General features: G+C 72.6%; 15 protein-coding genes. 12 read left to right on the top strand and 3 right to left on the bottom strand.

Annotation, left to right across the window (positions count from 1 at the left end):
- Positions 1–394: 394 nt before the first annotated feature.
- Positions 395–4348: a wHTH domain-containing protein gene (locus M4J07_RS21460; RefSeq protein WP_255974327.1), complete on the top strand. Its 3954-nt coding sequence runs from the start codon at positions 395–397 to the stop codon at positions 4346–4348.
- A 19-nt stretch (positions 4349–4367) separates the two neighbouring features.
- On the opposite strand, the gene M4J07_RS21455 is transcribed toward M4J07_RS21460, so the two are convergent.
- Positions 4368–5399 carry a M4 family metallopeptidase gene (locus tag M4J07_RS21455; RefSeq protein WP_255974325.1) on the bottom strand — a complete coding sequence of 344 codons (1032 nt, stop codon included), beginning with the start codon at positions 5397–5399 and terminating at the stop codon, positions 4368–4370.
- A gap of 111 nt (positions 5400–5510) precedes the next feature.
- On the opposite strand from M4J07_RS21455, the gene M4J07_RS21450 reads away from it, so the two are divergent.
- The 11 genes from M4J07_RS21450 (at position 5511) to M4J07_RS21400 (ending at position 15675) form a co-directional block, all read left to right on the top strand.
- Positions 5511–6098: a GNAT family N-acetyltransferase gene (locus M4J07_RS21450; protein WP_255974323.1), complete on the top strand. Its 588-nt coding sequence runs from the start codon at positions 5511–5513 to the stop codon at positions 6096–6098.
- A gap of 333 nt (positions 6099–6431) precedes the next feature.
- Positions 6432–8129, top strand: a complete 1698-nt coding sequence (locus M4J07_RS21445; protein ID WP_255974321.1) for a nitrite/sulfite reductase — start codon at positions 6432–6434, stop codon at positions 8127–8129.
- Positions 8126–8305: a hypothetical protein gene (locus tag M4J07_RS21440; protein ID WP_255974319.1), complete on the top strand. Its 180-nt coding sequence runs from the start codon at positions 8126–8128 to the stop codon at positions 8303–8305. Before M4J07_RS21445 ends, M4J07_RS21440 begins: the two co-directional genes overlap by 4 nt.
- Positions 8302–9012 (top strand): phosphoadenylyl-sulfate reductase, encoded by a 711-nt coding sequence (locus tag M4J07_RS21435; RefSeq protein ID WP_255974317.1) that lies wholly within the window; start codon positions 8302–8304, stop codon positions 9010–9012. The genes M4J07_RS21440 and M4J07_RS21435 overlap by 4 nt, the downstream gene beginning before the upstream one ends.
- Positions 9012–9581 (top strand): adenylyl-sulfate kinase, encoded by a 570-nt coding sequence (gene cysC / locus M4J07_RS21430; protein ID WP_255974316.1) that lies wholly within the window; start codon positions 9012–9014, stop codon positions 9579–9581. The genes M4J07_RS21435 and cysC overlap by 1 nt, the downstream gene beginning before the upstream one ends.
- The gene (cysD, locus tag M4J07_RS21425) at positions 9578–10513 is read left to right on the top strand and encodes a sulfate adenylyltransferase subunit CysD (protein WP_255974314.1); all 936 of its coding nucleotides are present in this window, start codon (positions 9578–9580) and stop codon (positions 10511–10513) included. Before cysC ends, cysD begins: the two co-directional genes overlap by 4 nt.
- A gap of 2 nt (positions 10514–10515) precedes the next feature.
- The gene (locus tag M4J07_RS21420; RefSeq protein WP_255974312.1) at positions 10516–11868 is read left to right on the top strand and encodes a sulfate adenylyltransferase subunit 1; all 1353 of its coding nucleotides are present in this window, start codon (positions 10516–10518) and stop codon (positions 11866–11868) included.
- A gap of 222 nt (positions 11869–12090) precedes the next feature.
- The gene (locus tag M4J07_RS21415) at positions 12091–13203 is read left to right on the top strand and encodes an aliphatic sulfonate ABC transporter substrate-binding protein (RefSeq protein ID WP_255974310.1); all 1113 of its coding nucleotides are present in this window, start codon (positions 12091–12093) and stop codon (positions 13201–13203) included.
- A 36-nt stretch (positions 13204–13239) separates the two neighbouring features.
- Positions 13240–14031: an ABC transporter ATP-binding protein gene (locus M4J07_RS21410; RefSeq protein WP_255974308.1), complete on the top strand. Its 792-nt coding sequence runs from the start codon at positions 13240–13242 to the stop codon at positions 14029–14031.
- Positions 14018–14926 (top strand): ABC transporter permease, encoded by a 909-nt coding sequence (locus M4J07_RS21405; RefSeq protein ID WP_255974306.1) that lies wholly within the window; start codon positions 14018–14020, stop codon positions 14924–14926. The genes M4J07_RS21410 and M4J07_RS21405 overlap by 14 nt, the downstream gene beginning before the upstream one ends.
- Positions 14927–14934: 8 nt before the next feature.
- Positions 14935–15675: a sirohydrochlorin chelatase gene (locus tag M4J07_RS21400; RefSeq protein WP_255974304.1), complete on the top strand. Its 741-nt coding sequence runs from the start codon at positions 14935–14937 to the stop codon at positions 15673–15675.
- Here M4J07_RS21400 and M4J07_RS21395 read toward each other — a convergent pair.
- Complete coding sequence (locus M4J07_RS21395; protein ID WP_255974302.1) at positions 15630–17927, bottom strand: DUF4132 domain-containing protein; 2298 nt, start codon at positions 17925–17927, stop codon at positions 15630–15632. The genes M4J07_RS21400 and M4J07_RS21395 overlap by 46 nt on opposite strands.
- A gap of 49 nt (positions 17928–17976) precedes the next feature.
- Complete coding sequence (locus tag M4J07_RS21390; protein ID WP_255974300.1) at positions 17977–18960, bottom strand: ArsR/SmtB family transcription factor; 984 nt, start codon at positions 18958–18960, stop codon at positions 17977–17979.
- Positions 18961–18969 lie beyond the last annotated feature (9 nt).

The following is an 18969-nucleotide window of genomic DNA, read 5'->3' as shown; positions in this document are numbered from 1 at the left end:
ATGCGGCACAGGTTCGCGTGCGCGGGGCGCTCCGCGACATGGACAAACGTGTCCCGGGCACTGGACATCCGTCGGCACCCGGGACCGGCGCCGTGACTCCGGGTGTCCGTGGTCCGGTGCGGGTCCGGTGGGGGCTGGTCGCGCAGTTCCCCGCGCCCCTGGAGCATGCGGCTTCGCCGCAGCCCCATCGGCGCCCCCTGAGATGGCGCACGAAGTGCGCATCGCAGGGGCGCGGGGAACTGCGCGAGCAACCACGACGAGAGCCGCACCCCGCGACGAGAGCCCCGCACAGCAGACGCAGTCCGTCTTCAGGGGCGCGGGGAACTGCGCGGTCAGCCCCCACGCACCCGCACCCCCGTGCCTAAGCTGAGTCTCTGAAGGTACAGGGGGCGGCATGCGGCACCAGAACACCCGGAACACCGTGACCGGCACACAGGTGGACGGGGCACTCGTACAAGTCGGCGGATCCGTGGGGCAGTTGACCGTGCACACGGGCACCGCCGCGCCCGGCCCCACGGAGCGGCCCGACGCCTGGGTCGCCGCGGTGCGCGACTCCGGTGTGTGGCGGCACGTACCGCCCCACCGCGACGTCGAACCCTGGCGGACCGGCGCCGCAGTCGTGGCCGCCCGCCTCGCGGAACTGCGGGACGCGGCCGAGCCGCGCCTGCTCGACGACCCCTGGCAGGACCCGGAGTTCCCGGAGCGTTTCACGGACCGGATGGAGTGGCTGCTGGGCGAGCCGGACCCCGAACCCACCAGCGGCACGGGCACCGGCCTCGACCTGTACCCGGCGGAAGCCGCCCTCATCGCACTCCTGCCGTTCCTGTACCGCGTGCACACGCTGGACGCGCTGCTCGGGCTCCGCGACGTGGAACCCTGGGACCTGTCGAACCGCCCCGCCGCCGGGGAGCGGCGCCGCGCCTTCGAGGCGTACGGCGCCCGGTACCGGCTCCTCGTGCAGCGCGCCCGGCTGCGTCCGCACGCGGCGCCGCCGCTGGGCTGGTGGCTGGCCCACCGCTGGCTGGTGCACCGCGGCGACGACGTGTCGCCCACCCACGTCCGGCACACGCTGGATTCGCTCGGCGAGGCGGCCGGCGCACTCGGCGACGTGCTCGCCCCGGCCCGCGTCGCCCGGCTGCTGCACGGGGTGCGCCGCGGCCCGGACGTGTGCAACCCCGACTTCCTGGACTCGCTGCCGCCCGACGAGGGGCTGCGCGGCCCGGGCCAACAGCGCGTCCGCGAACAGCGGTTGGCGCTCCTCGCCGCGTCGGCCTTCGCGCTGGCGATCGAGCCGACGGCCCTGCCCGATGTGGTGGCCGAGCACCTGGGCATCCCGCACCCGGTCCTCCTCGACCAGCTGCGGGACACCCTGGCCGGGGCCTCGCTCGGCGGCTCGCGCGACCAGCCCGTCCTGCGCGCCGCCTGCCACCACGAGGCCGTGATCGAGGGGCTGCACGCGTACGCGGCGCGGGTCGACGAACTGCTGCGCGCGGTCCGGCGCACCGCGCAGGAGCGGATCACCCAGACCTTTCCCGCGCTGCCCAGCCACCTCTCGTCCGACGGGGTGGCGCCGGCCGAGGACGCCTTCACCAGCTGGGCGAGCTTCCGTCTCGACGAGCGCCGGGTGCGGGACCTGCTGATGGGCGAGCAGCTGTACAAGGACCGCGATCTCGCGCTGCGGGAGCTGTACCAGAACGCCCTGGACGCCTGCCGCTACCGCCGGGCACGGACCGAGTACCTGGACCGGAGCACGCCGGGGGCGTCGTTCGCGTACACGGGCGGCATCACGTTCGTGCAGGACGTCGACGCGGACGGGCGGGCGTACATCGAGTGCCGGGACAACGGCGTCGGCATGGGCGAGGCCGAACTGCACGGGGTCTTCTCCAACGCGGGAGCCCGGTTCGCCGAGCAGCCGGACTTCCTCGACGAGCAGGCCGCCTGGGCGGAGGCCGAACCGCCGGTCAGGCTCTTCCCCAACAGCCGGTTCGGGATCGGCGTGCTGAGCTACTTCATGCTGGCCGACGAGATCCGGGTGACGACCTGCCGGATGGGTCCCACGGGCACGACGGGGCCGCTGCTGGAAGCGTCGATCTTCGGGCCGGGGCACCTCTTCCGCATCGCGCGGCTGGCGGACGCGGGACCGGAGCCGGGCACCACCGTCCGCCTCTACCTGCAGGCGGCGTCCGACGGTGTCCGGGCCCCGTCCTGCCCCCGGGTGCTGCGCCGGCTGCTCGGGGTCGCCGAGTTCGCGACCAGCGCCCGGCACGACGAGTACGTCGAGGAGTGGGCGGCGGGCGAGTTCAAGGCGGGGCGGGAGCCCGAGGACGGAAGTGTCGGGCTGACCGGCCGCGGCCGGCTGCTGCCCTGGCCCGACGCACCGGAGGGCGTCCAGCTCTTCTGGTGCGAGCGGGGCGGTGACCTGCTGGTCGACGGACTGGTCGTGCAGCCGTCCGTACGGGGCGGCGCGGTCTCCCGGGAGCCGTCCGGCCTCACCGGCCTCGTCGTGAACCTCTCCGGCCCGCGCGCCCCGCAGCGGCTGTCCGCCGACCGTCTCGAAGTCCTCGACGACCTGCGCCCCTTCCTGACGGACGTGCTGCCGGACGCGGCGCGGCACCTGGTGTCGGCCCGGCCCGACTTCCTCCACTTCGCCTGGCTGTGCCGGGCCGCCGACGGCAGCCTCGTGACCGCCGACCTGATCACCGAGGAGTGCGTGCGGCAGGGCCGGGTGATCGGCGGACGCGCCCGCGAGGTCGACACCGCACGGGCGGGCTGCCTTCCCCTGGACGCGTCCGTTGTCCGTCCGGCGCTGACCCGGTACGACGAGACGGAGGCCGGTTCGCTGGCGGACGCCCACCCCGCGCTCCCCGACCACGTCTTCCTGTGGCGGATGCTGGCCCACGGCACGCACGAGGCCCTGCCGGAACTGAGGACGCTCTGCCCCGAACTGGCGGCTCCCATGGACCTGTTGCCCGCTCTCCCCTCGGACCAGCGGCTCCTGGACCTGCACGCGTTCCCCTACCGCCACGACCCGTTCGCGGCCTGCGAGAAGCTCATCGAGATCGCCGCGGCGCTCGCGCTGCCCGCGCGCGACGTGGCCGAGCGGGCGGCGCTGCTGGGGCTGCACGAGCTGCCGCCCGACGTCTTCGACGCCGAGGTCCCGCCGGATGCGCAGGACACGGAGTTCGCCTCGGCACAGGCGCGCGCCGCGATCGCGCGGCGCCGCCCGGTCAGCCCGTCCGGTCTCGTCCGTGAAGCGGTCTCCACCGGTTCCACGGTCGCCGAGGTGGCGCGGCTGCGGGCGGCCGAAGGCTGCGTGGTGCCGCCCGAGTTCGTGGAGTGCGCCCGGCTCGCCGAGGCGGACGAGAAGCTGTCCGCCCGGGTGAAGCAGTACGGCAGCGACTGGTTCCGGCCCGGCCTGCCGGTGCACCCGGGCATCATCGCGGAGCTCGCCCTGGATCTGGAGGAGACGGTGCCCGAGGTGTGCGAGCGCCTCGCCCTGTGCGGCCTGGAAGCGGACGGCACCGGCCTGCCGCGCGAGCCGGTGGACAGCCTGCCCGCGCTGCTCCGGCAGTGGCCGGTGGACCAGGAGGTGTGGCTGCCCCTGGACAAGCCCGTGCCCGCCCTGGACGTCCTGATCGCGGCGGAGAACCTGGGGATCTCCCAGGACCGGGCGATGGACTGGTACACCGGGATGGGCTTCACGCTCCCCGTCCCCTTCCCGAGCATCCACCCCGACGAGCTCCAGGAGTACATCGACCTGCTGGCGTACGAAGGGGACGAGTACGGATACGCGCCGGCGCCGCTGCGCCCCGGTGACGCCGTCCCCTACTGCCACCTCATCGAGGTGGCCCAGGACCTGGAGCAGCCGCTGGACGAGATCGCGCGGCGGCTGCGCACCTTCGGGCTGACGGTGCCGCTGACCCGGCCCGCCGCGCCGGACCCGCTGGACGACGAACTGTTCCAGCTCGAAGGGCCGCTGGACTGGATCGACGTGAACACGGACGAGGACCTCCCCTTCGCCCATGTCCTGGGCGCCGCGCGGACCCTGCTGCGCTCGCCCGCCGAGATCACGGCCCGGCTGACCGCCTGGGGCGTCGCCGTGTCGTGCCCGAGGCTGCCGGAGGGCCTGTCGGAGTCCACCGCCCTGATGCTGCTGTCCGGCGACGACGACATGCTGCTCACCGTCGCCGACCACGTCGACTTCGAGACGCTGGTCCGCAAGGCCCGCGGGATGCACGAGCCGGTCGCCCGGGTGCACGGCTGGCTGACCGCGCTGGGACTCGACGTGGCCGACCCCGCCGCGACCGTCGTGGCGGCGCTGGCCCGCGTGCCCCGCCGCCGCGGCTGACGCGGCGGCGGGGACCGGCTCACATCCCGGGGATGCCGCGCGCCGCGAAGGCGGCCCGGACAGCGGTCGCGGCCTTCGTCCCGTACATCCGCTGCGCCGTCGCGACGGTCGTCGCGGCGGCGTCGGCGAAGCTGGTGTCGGGGGCGAACCCGAACTGCGCGTTCACGATGATCCGGTCGGCCGTGCGCGCGCCGAGTGCGCCCCGGACGTCGAAGAGCGCCCGGGACCAGATCTCGCCGTCCGCGTGCACTTCGCCCACCCGGTCCGCGTACGTCTTGTCGGTGTCGACGCGGCGCAGACAGTGCGGGGCGGTGTTCGTGTACTCGACGGAGTCCCAGTCGGCGACGCAGGCCAGGTCCGTCTTCATCGGCCAGCCGTACTTGGCGTCGGCCGCCGCGCCGACCTCGACCGCGAGGTAGTCGCCGAACGCCTCGCCGATCGAGCCGGCCTCCAGCGAGGTGCCGAAGCCCGGGACCTGGGCGTTGTGCACGGCGTGCCCGTACTCGTGGACGATGACCTCGGCGTCCTCCGCGTCGTCGACGCCGCCCTTGCCGAAGCGGATCTCCGCCTTCTTGTCGGTGAAGAAGGAGTTGTCGGCGCCCCACTGGTTGATGCGCACCGGCTGGGCGCGGTCGTTCGCGCCGGGCAGGTCGCCGCCGAAGCCGAGGCCCTGCAGGTACTCCTGTGCCTCGTTGACCCAGAAGTACGCCATGACCTGCTCGAACCGGTCGTCGTGCCGGTCGTACCCGGCGACGTCCGCGGCCTTGGCCGGCGCGCCGGTCTCCGATCTGACGTAGGCCCACGTGCCGGACAGGCCGCCGCTGCCGTCGAGGTTGCGGAGCGCCGCCTGCGCGTACGCGGTGGCGGGGACGGCCGACGCCGCGTCCTTGGCGTCGGTGAGGGACTGGTCGCCGGTCGACTGGACGGGGTTGACCATGAAGATCCGGGCCTGCGGCGCGGCGGGCGCGGCGAGGGCGGGCGACGCGAGGGTGGTGAGGGCCACGGTGAGGGTGGCCGCGGCGAGCAGACCGCGGGGTGTGCGGTGGGACATCGAACATCCTCCGGATGGGTCGGACGCGGGGGGTGGCTGCTGCGCGTCGCGGATCCTCCCGCATCCTGAACGCCTTGGCCAGAGTGCGTCGCACGTGATCCGATGTGCCGCATGAGCAGCAGCAGCACTGTCACCGTCACGACCTGGTCCCTCGAACAGACCGCACCGTCCGACCTGCGCCCGGCCGCGGCCCCGCCCGGCGACGACGTGCGCATCGTCCGCGCGGAGGTGCCCTCACCGGAGTTCAGCCGTTTCCTGTACGCGTCGGTGGGCGCCGACATCAAATGGGTCGACCGGCTCGGCTGGACCTACGCGCAGTGGGCCGAGCAGATCGGCCGGCCGGGCTCGGAGACGTGGGTCGCCTACGACCGGGGGACCCCGGCGGGTTTCGTGGAGCTGGCGGCGCAGGACGACGGCGTCGTGGAGATCGCCTACTTCGGCCTGATCCCGGCGTTCCGGGGCCGCCGGATCGGCGGTCACCTGCTGTCGTACGGCATCGCGCGCGCCTGGGACCTGGCCGAGCGCCGGCCGGAGCGGACGCCGACGAAGCGGGTGTGGCTGCACACGTGCTCGCTGGACGGTGAGCACGCGATGGCCAACTACGAGCGCCGCGGCTTCCGGTTGTTCCGGACGGAGACCGCGGAGCAGCCGGAGGTGGCCAGTCCGGGGCCGTGGCCTGGAGCGTTCCCCTCCGCCTGACCTCATTCCGGGCGTATACGACCTTTCACCAGCACTTCATGTGACCGGCGCCACCAAAGTCCACGATCCGAGACGTTCTCGTCCAGATCGTGGACGATGGTGGACCGGGCCCAAAGTCCCATGACACGCTTCCGTCATGTCTACAGCTGGAATTGCCTTGGTGAGTCGGCGGCACGTCGACTTCGGCCGCATGTCCAGCGCCATCTGTCCGGCGCGCTGACAGAACCAGCCCCGCCGACTTCCGTTTCACCTGATCTCCCTGCGCACCGCCGCGCCCTCGCGCGAAGTGTGCAGGTCAGAGCCGTCTAAGCCTGCCTTGAAGGACGTACACCCATGGCTGCCACCCCTGAAAAGCCTGCCGACGCCGCGCCCCGCCGCAAGGTGAGCCGTCACCGCGGCGAGGGTCAGTGGGCCGTGGGCCACTTCACGCCGCTCAACGGCAACGAGCAGTTCAAGAAGGACGACGACGGTCTCAATGTGCGGACACGCATTGAGACGATCTACTCCAAGCGCGGTTTCGACTCCATCGACCCCAATGACCTGCGCGGACGCATGCGCTGGTGGGGCCTGTACACCCAGCGCAAGCCCGGGATCGACGGCGGCAAGACGGCCGTCCTGGAACCGGAGGAGCTGGACGACCGCTACTTCATGCTCCGCGTCCGCGTCGACGGCGGCCGGCTCTCCGTGGCGCAGCTGCGCGCCATCGGCGAGATCTCCGAGCAGTACGCGCGCGGCACCGCCGACATCACCGACCGGCAGAACATCCAGCTGCACTGGATCCGGATCGAGGACGTGCCCGCGATCTGGGAGAAGCTGGAGGCCGTGGGCCTGTCCACGACCGAGGCGTGCGGCGACTGCCCCCGCGTGATCATCGGTTCCCCGGTGGCCGGGATCGCCGACGACGAGATCATCGACGGCACGCCCGCCGTGGACGAGATCCACGACCGGTACATCGGCAACAAGGAATTCTCCAACCTGCCGCGCAAGTTCAAGACCGCGATCTCCGGCTCCCCCGTCCAGGACGTGGTCCACGAGATCAACGACGTGGCCTTCGTCGGCGTCGAGCACCCCGAGCACGGGCCCGGCTTCGACCTGTGGGTCGGCGGCGGCCTGTCCACCAACCCCAAGCTCGCGCAGCGGCTGGGCACTTGGGTACCGCTCGACGAGGTGGCGGACGTCTGGGCCGGTGTCGTCGGCATCTTCCGCGACTACGGCTACCGCCGGCTGCGCAACCGCGCCCGCCTGAAGTTCCTGATGGCCGACTGGGGCCCGGAGAAGTTCCGCCAGATCCTCGAGGACGAGTACCTGAAGCGCAAGCTCGTCGACGGCCCGGCGCCCGCCGAGCCCTCGCAGCGGTGGCGCGACCACATCGGTGTCCACCAGCAGAAGGACGGCCGCTTCTACGTCGGGTTCGCCCCGCGCGTCGGCCGGGTGGACGGCACCACGCTCACCAAGATCGCCGAACTGGCCGGTGCGCACGGCTCGGACCGGCTGCGCACCACCGTCGAGCAGAAGATGATCATCCTCGACGTCGCCGAGGACCAGGTCGACTCGCTCGTCGCGGGTCTGGAGGCGCTGGACTTCCAGGTCAGGCCGTCGCCGTTCCGGCGCGGCACGATGGCCTGCACCGGCATCGAGTTCTGCAAGCTCGCCATCGTCGAGACCAAGGGCCGCGGCTCGCAGCTCATCGACGAACTGGAGCGCCGCCTCCCGGACTTCGACGAGCCGCTCACCATCAACCTCAACGGCTGCCCGAACGCCTGCGCCCGCATCCAGGTCGCGGACATCGGTCTCAAGGGCCAGCTGATGCTCGACGCCGACGGCAACCAGGTCGAGGGCTACCAGGTGCACCTCGGCGGCGCGCTCGGCCTGGAGGCCGGGTTCGGCCGCAAGGTGCGCGGCCTGAAGGTCACCTCGGACGGTCTGCCGGACTACATCGAGCGGGTGCTCAAGAACTTCCAGGCGGAGCGCGAGGACGGCGAGCGCTTCGCGACCTGGGCGGCCCGCGCGAGTGCGGAGGCCCTGTCGTGAGCGAGCGTGCCGCACCGTTCTTCTGCCCGTACTGCGGCGACGAGGATCTTCGACCCGGAGAGGAAGGTCACGGCGCCTGGGAATGCGCGTCGTGCAACCGGGCCTTCCAGTTGAAGTTCCGCGGGCTGCTCGCCCGTGGGCTTCAGCGCACCGACGGTGGAGGGGAACAGATATGACCACGGCTCAAGTGGCTTCCGATACCGATGAGTTGAAGGCGCTCGCCGAACAGGCCGGGCGCGACCTGGAGGACGCCTCCGCCCTGGAGATCCTCACGTGGGCGACGGAGACCTTCGGCAAGAAGTTCTGCGTGACCTCGTCCATGGAGGACGCGGTCGTCGCCCACCTCGCCTCCCGCGCGATGCCCGGTGTGGACGTCGTCTTCCTCGACACCGGCTACCACTTCGAGGAGACGATCGGCACCCGCGACGCGGTCGAGGCGGTGATGGACGTCAACGTCATCACCCTGACGCCCCGCCGGACCGTCGCGGAGCAGGACGCCGAGTTCGGCCCGAAGCTGCACGACCGCGACCCCGACCTGTGCTGCGCGATGCGGAAGGTGAAGCCCCTGGAGGAGGGGCTGACCCGGTACGCCGCGTGGGCCACGGGCCTGCGCCGCGACGAGTCCCCCACCCGGGCGAACACCCCGGTCGTCGGCTGGGACGAGAAGCGGCAGAAGGTCAAGGTCTCGCCGATCGCGCGCTGGACGCAGGACGACGTCGACGCGTACGTCGCCGAGCACGGCGTCCTCACCAACCCCCTCCTGATGGACGGCTACGGGTCCGTGGGCTGTGCCCCCTGCACCCGCCGCCTCCTGGAGGGCGAGGACGCGCGCGCCGGACGGTGGGCGGGCCGGGGCAAGACCGAGTGCGGGATCCACGGCTGATGACCGCAGCGACACAGACTTTGGAGAAGCAAGTGACCGGAGCCACCATCTGGCTCACGGGTCTGCCGAGTGCCGGCAAGACCACCATCGCGAACGAACTGGCGGACACCCTGCGCGCCGAGGGCCGGCAGGTCGAGGTGCTGGACGGCGACGAGATCCGCGAGTACCTCTCGGCGGGCCTCGGCTTCAGCCGCACGGACCGCGACACGAACGTCCAGCGCATCGGCTTCCTCGCCGAACTCCTCGCCCGCAACGGCGTGTTGACGCTCGTGCCGGTGATCGCCCCGTACGCGGACAGCCGTGAGGCCGTGCGCAAGCGCCACCAGGCGGGCGGCACGGCGTACCTGGAGGTGCACGTCGCCACTCCCGTGGACGTCTGCTCCGTGCGCGACGTGAAGGGTCTGTACGCCAAGCAGGCCGCGGGCGAGATCTCCGGTCTGACCGGGGTCGACGACCCGTACGAGGTACCGGACTCGCCCGACCTGCGCATCGAGTCGCAGAACCAGACCGTGCAGGAGTCCGCGGCCGCGCTCCGCGTGCTGCTCACCGAGAGGGGTCTCGCCGCATGACGACCGTAGTGACCGTCTCCGAGGAGACCGACAGCCCGTACGCGCTGAGCCACCTGGACGCCCTGGAGTCCGAGGCGGTGCACATCTTCCGCGAGGTGGCGGGCGAGTTCGAGCGGCCGGTGATCCTGTTCTCCGGCGGCAAGGACTCCATCGTCATGCTGCACCTGGCGCTGAAGGCGTTCGCCCCCGCGGCGGTCCCCTTCTCGCTGCTGCACGTCGACACCGGGCACAACTTCCCGGAGGTCCTGGAGTACCGCGACCGCGTCGTCGCCGAGCACGGTCTGCGGCTGCACGTCGCGTCCGTGCAGGACTACATCGACCGCGGGGTGCTCAAGGAGCGCCCGGACGGCACCCGCAACCCGCTGCAGACGGTGCCGCTCACCGAGAAGATCCAGGCCGAGAAGTTCGACGCCGTGTTCGGCGGCGGGCGCCGCGACGAGGAGAAGGCCCGCGCCAAGGAACGCGTCTTCTCCCTGCGCGACGAGTTCTCCCAGTGGGACCCCCGGCGTCAGCGCCCCGAACTGTGGCAGCTCTACAACGGCCGCCACGCGCCCGGCGAGCACGTCCGCGTCTTCCCGCTCTCCAACTGGACCGAGCTGGACGTCTGGCAGTACATCGCCCGCGAGAACATCGACCTTCCCGAGATCTACTACGCGCACGAGCGGCCGGTGTTCCAGCGCAGCGGCATGTGGCTGACGGCCGGCGACTGGGGCGGCCCCAAGGACAGCGAGACGGTCGAGACCCGTCTGGTGCGCTACCGCACCGTCGGCGACATGTCCTGCACCGGCGCCGTCGACTCCGACGCCACGACCATCGACCGGGTCATCGCCGAGATCGCCGCGTCCCGCCTCACCGAGCGCGGCGCCACCCGCGCCGACGACAAGATGTCCGAGGCCGCGATGGAAGACCGCAAGCGCGAAGGGTACTTCTAGACATGAGCACCACCACTGCCGAAGAGCTGGCCGGTCTCTCGGCCACCACCCTGCTGCGGTTCGCCACGGCCGGCTCCGTCGACGACGGCAAGTCCACGCTCGTGGGCCGCCTGCTGCACGACTCCAAGTCGGTCCTGGCCGACCAGCTGGAGGCCGTCGAGCACGCCTCGCGTTCGCGCGGCGCCGCCGAGCCCGACCTCGCGCTGCTCACCGACGGCCTGCGCGCCGAGCGCGAGCAGGGCATCACGATCGACGTGGCCTACCGCTACTTCGCGACCCCGCGCCGCCGCTTCATCCTCGCGGACACCCCGGGCCACGTGCAGTACACCCGGAACATGGTGACCGGCGCCTCCACCGCCGACCTCGCCGTGGTGCTCGTCGACGCGCGCAACGGCGTCATCGAGCAGACCCGCAGGCACGCCGCCGTCGCCGCGCTGCTGCGCGTCCCGCATGTGGTGCTCGCGGTCAACAAGATGGACCTCGTCGGCTACGAGGAGACCGTCTTCGCGACGATCGCCGAGGAGTTCACCGCGTACGCGAGCGACCTCGGCGTCCCGGAGATCACCGCCATCCCGATCTCGGCGCTCGCGGGCGACAACGTGGTGGAGCCCTCCGCCAACATGGACTGGTACGGCGGCCCGACCGTCCTGGAGCACCTGGAGACGGTGCCGGTCAGCCACGACCTGACCAGCTGCCACGCCCGGCTTCCCGTGCAGTACGTGATCCGGCCGCAGACCGCCGAGCACCCCGACTTCCGGGGGTACGCGGGGCAGATCGCCGCGGGCACCTTCCGCGTCGGCGAGTCGGTGACGGTGCTGCCGTCCGGCCGCACGTCGAAGATCGCCGGGATCGACCTGCTGGGCAAGGCCGTCGACGTGGCGTGGACGCCGCAGTCGGTGACGCTCCTGCTGGAGGACGACATCGACATCTCGCGCGGCGACCTGCTCGTGCCGAGCCATGACGCGCCCGCCACCTCGCAGGACGTCGAGGCGACCGTCTGCCACGTCGCGGACACGCCGCTCGCGGTCGGCCAGCGGGTGCTGCTCAAGCACACCACGCGCACGGTCAAGGCGATCGTCAAGGAGATCCCGTCGCGGCTCACGCTCGACGACCTCTCCCAGCACCCCGAGCCGGGGCAGCTCGTCGCCAACGACATCGGCCGTGTCAAGGTCCGCACCGCCGAGCCGCTCGCGCTCGACAACTACGCCGACTCGCGGCGCACCGGCTCCTTCCTGCTGATCGACCCGTCCGACGGCACCACCCTCGCGGCGGGCATGGCGGGCGAGTCCTTCGCGCAGACGGCACAGACGGCACAGGCCGAGCCGGCCACGGACGACGAGGGCTGGGACTTCTGATCATGAACTCCTTCGACTACTACGGGACGTTCGCCAAGGAGGGCGGCCGCGTCGGCAGCGGCACCCTCGGCAGCGGGCAGGGCGGGGTCGCGCGATGTGCGTAGTCATCCGCTCCCGCACCCCCCGCACCGCGTACCACGTACGACGAAGACGAAGACCTGCCGACTTCCCGGCCACGCCCTGAGCGCGTGACCCGCCGGGCCAACGAGAGGAACCCCTCCCGTGCCTGCCAACCGTTCCACCTCCGTGCGCCGCGGCCTCGCCGCCGTCGCCGCCCTTCCGCTCCTCGCGCTCGCCGCGACGGCCTGCGGCTACGGCTCCGACGCGGAGGACAGCGCCAAGGAGAACGTCGCCGCCAAGGGCAAAGCCCTGTCGGCCGACACCGTCAAGATCGGCTACTTCGGAAACCTGACGCACGGCACCGCCCTCGTCGGCAACCAGAAGGGCTTCTTCCAGAAGGAGCTCAAGGGCACGAAGGCGTCGTACCAGGTCTTCAACGCCGGGCCCTCCGAGATCGAGGCGCTGAACGCCGGTTCCATCGACATCGGCTGGATCGGCCCCTCCCCCGCGATCAACGGCTACACCAAGTCGCAGAGCAAGTCGCTGCGCATCATCGGCGGTTCGGCGTCCGGCGGCGTGAAGCTCGTCGTGAACCCGAAGAAGATCAAGTCCCTGGACGACGTCAAGGGCAAGAAGATCGCCACCCCGCAGCTCGGCAACACCCAGGACGTCGCGTTCCTGAACTGGATCGCCGAGAAGGGCTGGAAGGTCGACGCGAACTCCGGCAAGGGTGACGTCTCCGTCGTCCGCACGGACAACAAGATCACCCCGGACGCCTACAAGTCCGGTTCCATCGACGGCGCGTGGGTGCCCGAGCCGACCGCGTCCAAGCTGGTCGCCGAGGGCGGCAAGGTGATCCTCGACGAGGCCGACCTGTGGCCCGACAAGAAGTTCGTGATCACGAACATCATCGTGTCCCAGAAGTTCCTCAAGGCCCACCCGGACGTCGTCGAGGCCGTGCTGCGCGGCTCCGTGAAGACGAACAAGTGGATCAACGCGAACCCGGACGAGGCGAAGGCCGCCGCCAACAAGCAGCTGGAGAAGGACTCGGGCAAGGCGCTGCCCGCAAACGTCCTCGACCCGGCGTGGAAGTCCATCGAGTTCACCGACGACCCGCTGGCCTCGACGCTCGACTCCGAGGCCGACCACGCGGTGAAGGCCGGACTCCTGGAGAAGCCGAACCTGACCGGCATCTACGACCTGAAGCCCCTGAACAAGGTGCTGAAGGCCGAGGGTGGCACCGAGGTCGACGACGCCGGTCTCGGCGTCAAGTAAGCACCCAGCCAACCCAGTTCCCAGGAGGTGACGACCATGGCGACGACCCTCGCCAAGGCTGCCGACTCCGCCGCGGTGGCGGACGGCCAGGCGGCCCGGATCGAGCACGTCTCGAAGTCGTTCGGCACGCCCGCCGGCCCGCAGCTCGTCCTGGACGACATCAGCCTCGATGTCGCTCCGGGCGAGTTCGTCACCCTCCTGGGTGCCTCGGGCTGCGGCAAGTCGACCCTGCTCAACCTGGTCGCGGGGCTCGACGCCCCGTCGGCCGGCTCCATCGCGACGGACGGGCGGCCCGCCCTGATGTTCCAGGAGCACGCCCTGTTCCCGTGGCTGACCGCGGGCAAGAACATCGAGCTCGCCCTGAAGCTGCGGGGCGTGCCGAAGGGCGACCGGCGCACCCGCGCCCAGGAACTCCTGGAGCTGGTGCGGCTGCAGGACGCGTACGGCAAGCGCGTCCACGAGCTGTCCGGCGGCATGCGGCAGCGGGTGGCGCTGGCCCGGGCGCTCGCCCAGGACGCCCGGCTGCTGCTGATGGACGAGCCGTTCGCGGCCCTCGACGCGATCACCCGCGACGTCCTGCACGGCGAACTGACCCGGATCTGGGCGGAGACGAACGTCTCCGTCCTGTTCGTCACGCACAACGTGCGCGAGGCGGTGCGGCTCGCGCAGCGCGTCGTGCTGCTGTCGTCGCGGCCCGGCCGGATCGCCCACGAGTGGACCGTGGACATCCCGCAGCCGCGCCGCATCGAGGACTCGGCCGTGGCCGAACTCTCCGTCGAGATCACCGAACAACTGCGTGGGGAGATCCGCCGCCATGGCAAGGACTGAACCGACGGCCGTGGCCGACCGGGCCGAGGCGGGCAAGGACGATCTCGCCGGTCTGGAGGCGGGCCTGGACGCGCTGGAGACGGTGCAGTCGGGCCGCACCCCGTTCTCCCGGACGTTCCGGGAGAAGATCTTCCCGCCGCTCGTCGCGATCGTCGTGGTACTGGCGGTCTGGCAGGCGCTGGTCTCGTTCAAGATCGTCGACGATCCGACCAAGCTGCCCGCGCCGTCCGCCGTCTGGGACGAGGTCCAGAACGCCTGGCTGCAGGGCACCCTGCTCGAATACATCTGGACGAGCGTCTCGCGCGGTCTGCTCGGCTTCCTCTTCGCCCTCGCCATCGGCACGCCGCTGGGTCTGCTGGTGGCGCGCGTGAAGTTCGTGCGCGCCGCGATCGGCCCGATCCTGTCGGGCCTGCAGTCGCTGCCGTCGGTGGCCTGGGTACCCCCGGCCGTCCTGTGGCTCGGCCTGAACAACTCGATGATGTACGCGGTGATCCTGCTCGGCGCGGTCCCCTCGATCGCCAACGGACTGGTGTCCGGCGTCGACCAGGTGCCTCCGCTGTTCCTGCGGGCGGGCCGTACGCTCGGCGCGACGGGGGTGCGCGGGCTGTGGCACATCGTGCTGCCCGCGGCGCTGCCCGGCTACCTCGCCGGCCTGAAGCAGGGCTGGGCGTTCTCCTGGCGCTCGCTGATGGCGGCGGAGATCATCGCCTCCTCGCCCGACCTGGGCATCGGCCTCGGCCAGCTCCTGGAGAACGGCCGCAACGCCTCCTCCATGCCCATGGTGTTCCTCGCGATCCTGCTCATCCTGATCGTCGGCATCGTCATCGACCTGCTGATCTTCAGCCCGCTGGAGCGCCGCGTGCTGCGCGGCCGTGGCCTCCTCGTCAAGAACTGAGCCACCTGATGCGAACCTCCCCCGTCCTCCTGGTCATCGCCCACGGCAGCCGCGACCCGCGGCACGCCGCGACGGTGCACGCCCTCGTGCGCGAGGTGCGGGCGCAGCGGCCGGGCGTGCGGGTGGAGACGGCGTTCCTCGACTTCAACGTCCCGTCGGTGCACGGGGTGCTGGAGTCCCTGGCGGCGGACGGCGTCCGCGACGTGATCGCCCTCCCGCTGCTGCTGACCCGCGCCTTCCACGCGAAGGCGGACATCCCGGCGGTGCTGCGCACGGCGCCGCGCGGGCTGCGGATCCGCCAGGCGGACGTCCTCGGCCCGTCACCGCTGCTGGTGTCGGCGCTCGAACGCCGGCTGTACGAGGCCGGGCTGAGCCCGGCCGACAAGCCCACGACCGGGGTCGTCCTGGCCTCGGCGGGCTCCTCCGACCCGGAGGCGATCGCAGTGATCGCTGAAATCGCGCGGGAGTGGCGGCACACCGGTTGGTGCGCCGTGCGGCCTGCGTTCGCCTCCGCATCTCTGCCGCGCACGGCCGACGTCGTGCGCGAACTGCGCGCCCTCGGCTGCGCGCGCGTGGCCGTCGCCCCGTACGTCCTCGCCCCCGGCCGGCTGCCCGACCGCATCGCGGCGGGCGCGGCCGAGGCGGACGTCCTGGCCGACGTCCTCGGGCCCGCGCCGGAGGTGGCCCGGGTCCTCGTCGAGCGCTACGAGGAAGCGCTGGTACGGGAGTTGGCGGCGGTCGGGGCCTGATCCGGGCCCGACTCCAGGAGCACCTCCACCGTCCGCACGATCCGCTCCAGCAGCTTCTCGTCGTACGGCAGGAACGGCAGCGCCCGGGCCTTCGGTCCGTCCGGTACGGCGATGTCGACCGGCTCCCCGCCGCGGCTGACGCGGCCCGTGGCCAGGTGCACGGTGTGGCCGTGGACCGTGACGTGCCGGTCGGCCACCTCGGCGCCCGGGGTGGCGGCGAGGATCCGGCGCAGGGCGGCGCGGCGCAACCGGGCCTGCTCGCCCAGCGGTTCGGCGTGCAGGCGGCGCAGGCTCGCCCGGCGCTCCCCCGTGTCGTCGGTGGTGTCCCACCAGGCGAACGCGCCCACGCTGACCAGCAGGTCGACGGCGCGCAGTGCCTCGGAGCGGAGCACCGGGCCGAGGTCACCGAGCGGCCGGTCGAACCGGACGGCTTCGACGGAGAACCAGCCGGTGGTCCCCGGGAAGAGGCTCCCGCCGAAGTCGACCCCCACCTCGACCGGGCCGAACCGCCGCCACAGCATGTCGTCGTCGATGGTCCAGCCCTCCCGCGCGGCCAGCCCGAGCACGGTCTGCGCGTCGAGCATCGGCCCGTCGAACAGGGCGGCTTCCCGGCCGGGCTCCGGCAGCGGGTACTGCTCGCGGAAGGCCTGCCGGAACGGCTGGCGGACGGCGAGCGCCACGACACGGTCGCGCCAGGCGGTCCGCTGTGCGGCGGCTCCGGCGCGGGCCGGGTGCCAGAGCCGGACGGCGGTCGCCGGGTCGGCGTCGGGCAGGCCGTCGTCGGCGGGCAGGAAGGCGTGCCAGTCGCCCGGGGCCCGCTCGATCTCCCAGATGAGGCGCCGGGTCACCGTGTTCCCCACCACGTGCTCGGCCAGCTCGGTGCGCCAACGCCCGTACCGGTACACGGTGTCGAGGACGTAGCCGCTCTCCAGGGCCAGGGCGAGGGTGCGCTGCTGGGCACGGAGCTGCTTGACGAGGGTGCGGGCGGCGGCCACGGCTTCGGGGTGGTCGCGGCGGGCGGCGGCGGGTGCGGTGCGCAGGGGTGTGCCGTCGTCGGCGCGCTCCCAGGTGAGCGAGGGGCCGTCGGCGGCGAGCGCGACCACCGCGGTGTACGGGCCGACGGGCAGGCGGCGGACGCCCGTCGCGGGATCGAGGCCCAGGTCCGGGAGGCGCAGGGCCACTTCGGGGCGCTTGCCGAGGTTCTTCTCGGCGCGGCGCAGGCTGCGGTCGAGCTTCTTGGCGAGGCCGGCGTGCCGGACGACGCGGCGGGCTTCCCGCAGCGCGTCCAGGGCTTCCGGGGTGGGCTGCTCCTCGACGGCGTGGGCGAGACCGATGCTGACGCTCTGCGAGGGCACGGTCTTCGCGGCGGTCGGGGCGACGCTCACCTTCGGCAGGATCTCGGCGAGCAGCGGCCCCGCCCACGGTTCGTCGCGCCGCAGTCCGGCGCCCACCGCGTGCCGCAGGGTCTCGCCGTCGGGTCCGGCGAACGCCGTGTCGGAGGCGTACGGCAGCTCGCCCCGGTGCAGGGCGGCGAGCTGCCCGGCGGCCGCCCGGGCGATCCGGTGCGCCGCCCGCGCGTACCGGTCGTCGGCGGCCGGGCGGCCGGCGGCGTCGGGCAGCGGGGGCCAGTCCTGCGGCGCGCGGTAGCGCTTGTCGTCGGCGAGCAGGGCGCGCTCGTGGACGTCCGCCGCACGCAGCCCGTCGAGTTCGAGCAGGGCCAGGGGACGCTCGGCCAGCACGGCGGCCAGCCGCTCGCCCGCCGCCCGCTCGGCGTCCGGCCCGGCGAGCGCGGCGACGGCGAGGATCGCGGCGCACCGGTCCGGGTTCGGCCCGGCGTCCACGGCGGCGCGCACCAGGACGGCGGCCGGGGCGGCGAGCGCGGCGGTGTCCCACGGCTCGGCGCAGCGCGCCAGGACGGCGGCGGCGAGGTCCACGTCCGGCGGGCGGGGCGTCGTCGCGAGCACGGCGAACAGCTCGGCGCAGGCCTCCGCCGTGAACTCGGGTGCCCCGCCGTGCCACTGCACCTGCCGGGCGAGCCGCACCACGTCGTCGCGCGGGTCCCCGGGGCCGGACTCGGCCTCGCGCCGCTCGGCGATCACCCGGTGCACGAGCGGCAGCAGCGAGCCGAGTTCGCGCGGGGTGAGCGCCCGCACGTCGTCGGGCCCGGGCAGGAACCGCGGGTCGGACGGCGGCGGCCCGCTCAGGGCCGCCCGCAACCGGCGTACGTGCGGCGACAGTTCGTTCGACGTCATGGTCACGAACGTAGCGACGGGGTCTGACAACCGGGCCCCGGCCGGCCCCTCAGCCGCACAGCCGCTCCCCCAGCTCACTGCGCACGTACCGCACGCTCCGGCCGCTCCTGGCCCGGGTCAGCAGCCCCGCGTCGTACAGGACCGCGAGGTGCTGGCTCACCGCGCCCGGGGTGACGGCGAGGAGGTGGGCGAGCTCCGTCGTGGACGCCGGTTCGGCGAGCAGGTGCAGGAGGCGGGCGCGGGCGGCGCCGAGCAGCCGGGTCAGGGCCTCGTCGGTGACCGGGGGCGGCGTCTCGGAGATCGTGGCGCGGCCCCGCGCCGGGTACACGAGCATCGGCGGCAGCGTGTAGTCGATCGAGGTGTGCGCGCCGGCGGCGAAGAGCGTCGGCAGGACGACGAGTCCCCGGCCGCCGATGCGGACGTCCGCCTTCGGCCACGGGTGCCGGTCGAGCTTCTTGACGAGGGTGAGCACCTCGCCGTTGAAGGTCAGCCGGGGGTCGAGGCTCGCGAACAGGCCGCGCGCACCCTCCTCGGCGAGCACCTTGCCGCGGTGCGCGAGGTCGGCCTCCAGGATCGTGTGGGCGCGCGGCCACCAGTCCGGGGCGAGGCAGCTGTGCCAGTAGGCGGCCAGGACGTGGCAGATGCGGTCGAGGAAGGCGGCGGGTTCGGCGAGCCCGTCCCGTACGACGGGCGGCAGCGGGGCGCGGCCGTACGCGGCGGTGAACTCGCCCGCCAGCAGCGCGGGGTCGGTGCGGGACAGCTCGTCGAGCTGCCGCTCGAAGCCGGGGCGCGGCCGGTCAGGGCGCGGGGTGAGGAAGTCGGGGATCCACAGGCTCGGTGCGATCAAGCCGGTCAGCAGCTCGGTGTCCAGGCGCGCGAAGGCCGGGGCGAGGCGGCGCAGCCAGGGCCGCTGGTGCGGATAGCGGGCGGGGTCGCGCCAGGTGCGCAGCGAGTACACCGCCTCCTGGAAGGGCGAGTAGGCGAACGAGGTGCGGGCGAGGTCGCCCACCACGAAGCGGAACTCGATCATCATTCACCCCCA

The sequence above is a fragment of the Streptomyces longispororuber genome, from assembly GCF_024448165.1.
Taxonomy (GTDB): domain Bacteria; phylum Actinomycetota; class Actinomycetes; order Streptomycetales; family Streptomycetaceae; genus Streptomyces; species Streptomyces longispororuber_A.
The sequence above is the reverse complement of the archived record's forward strand: the minus strand, read 5'-3'. Positions and strand labels throughout refer to the sequence as shown.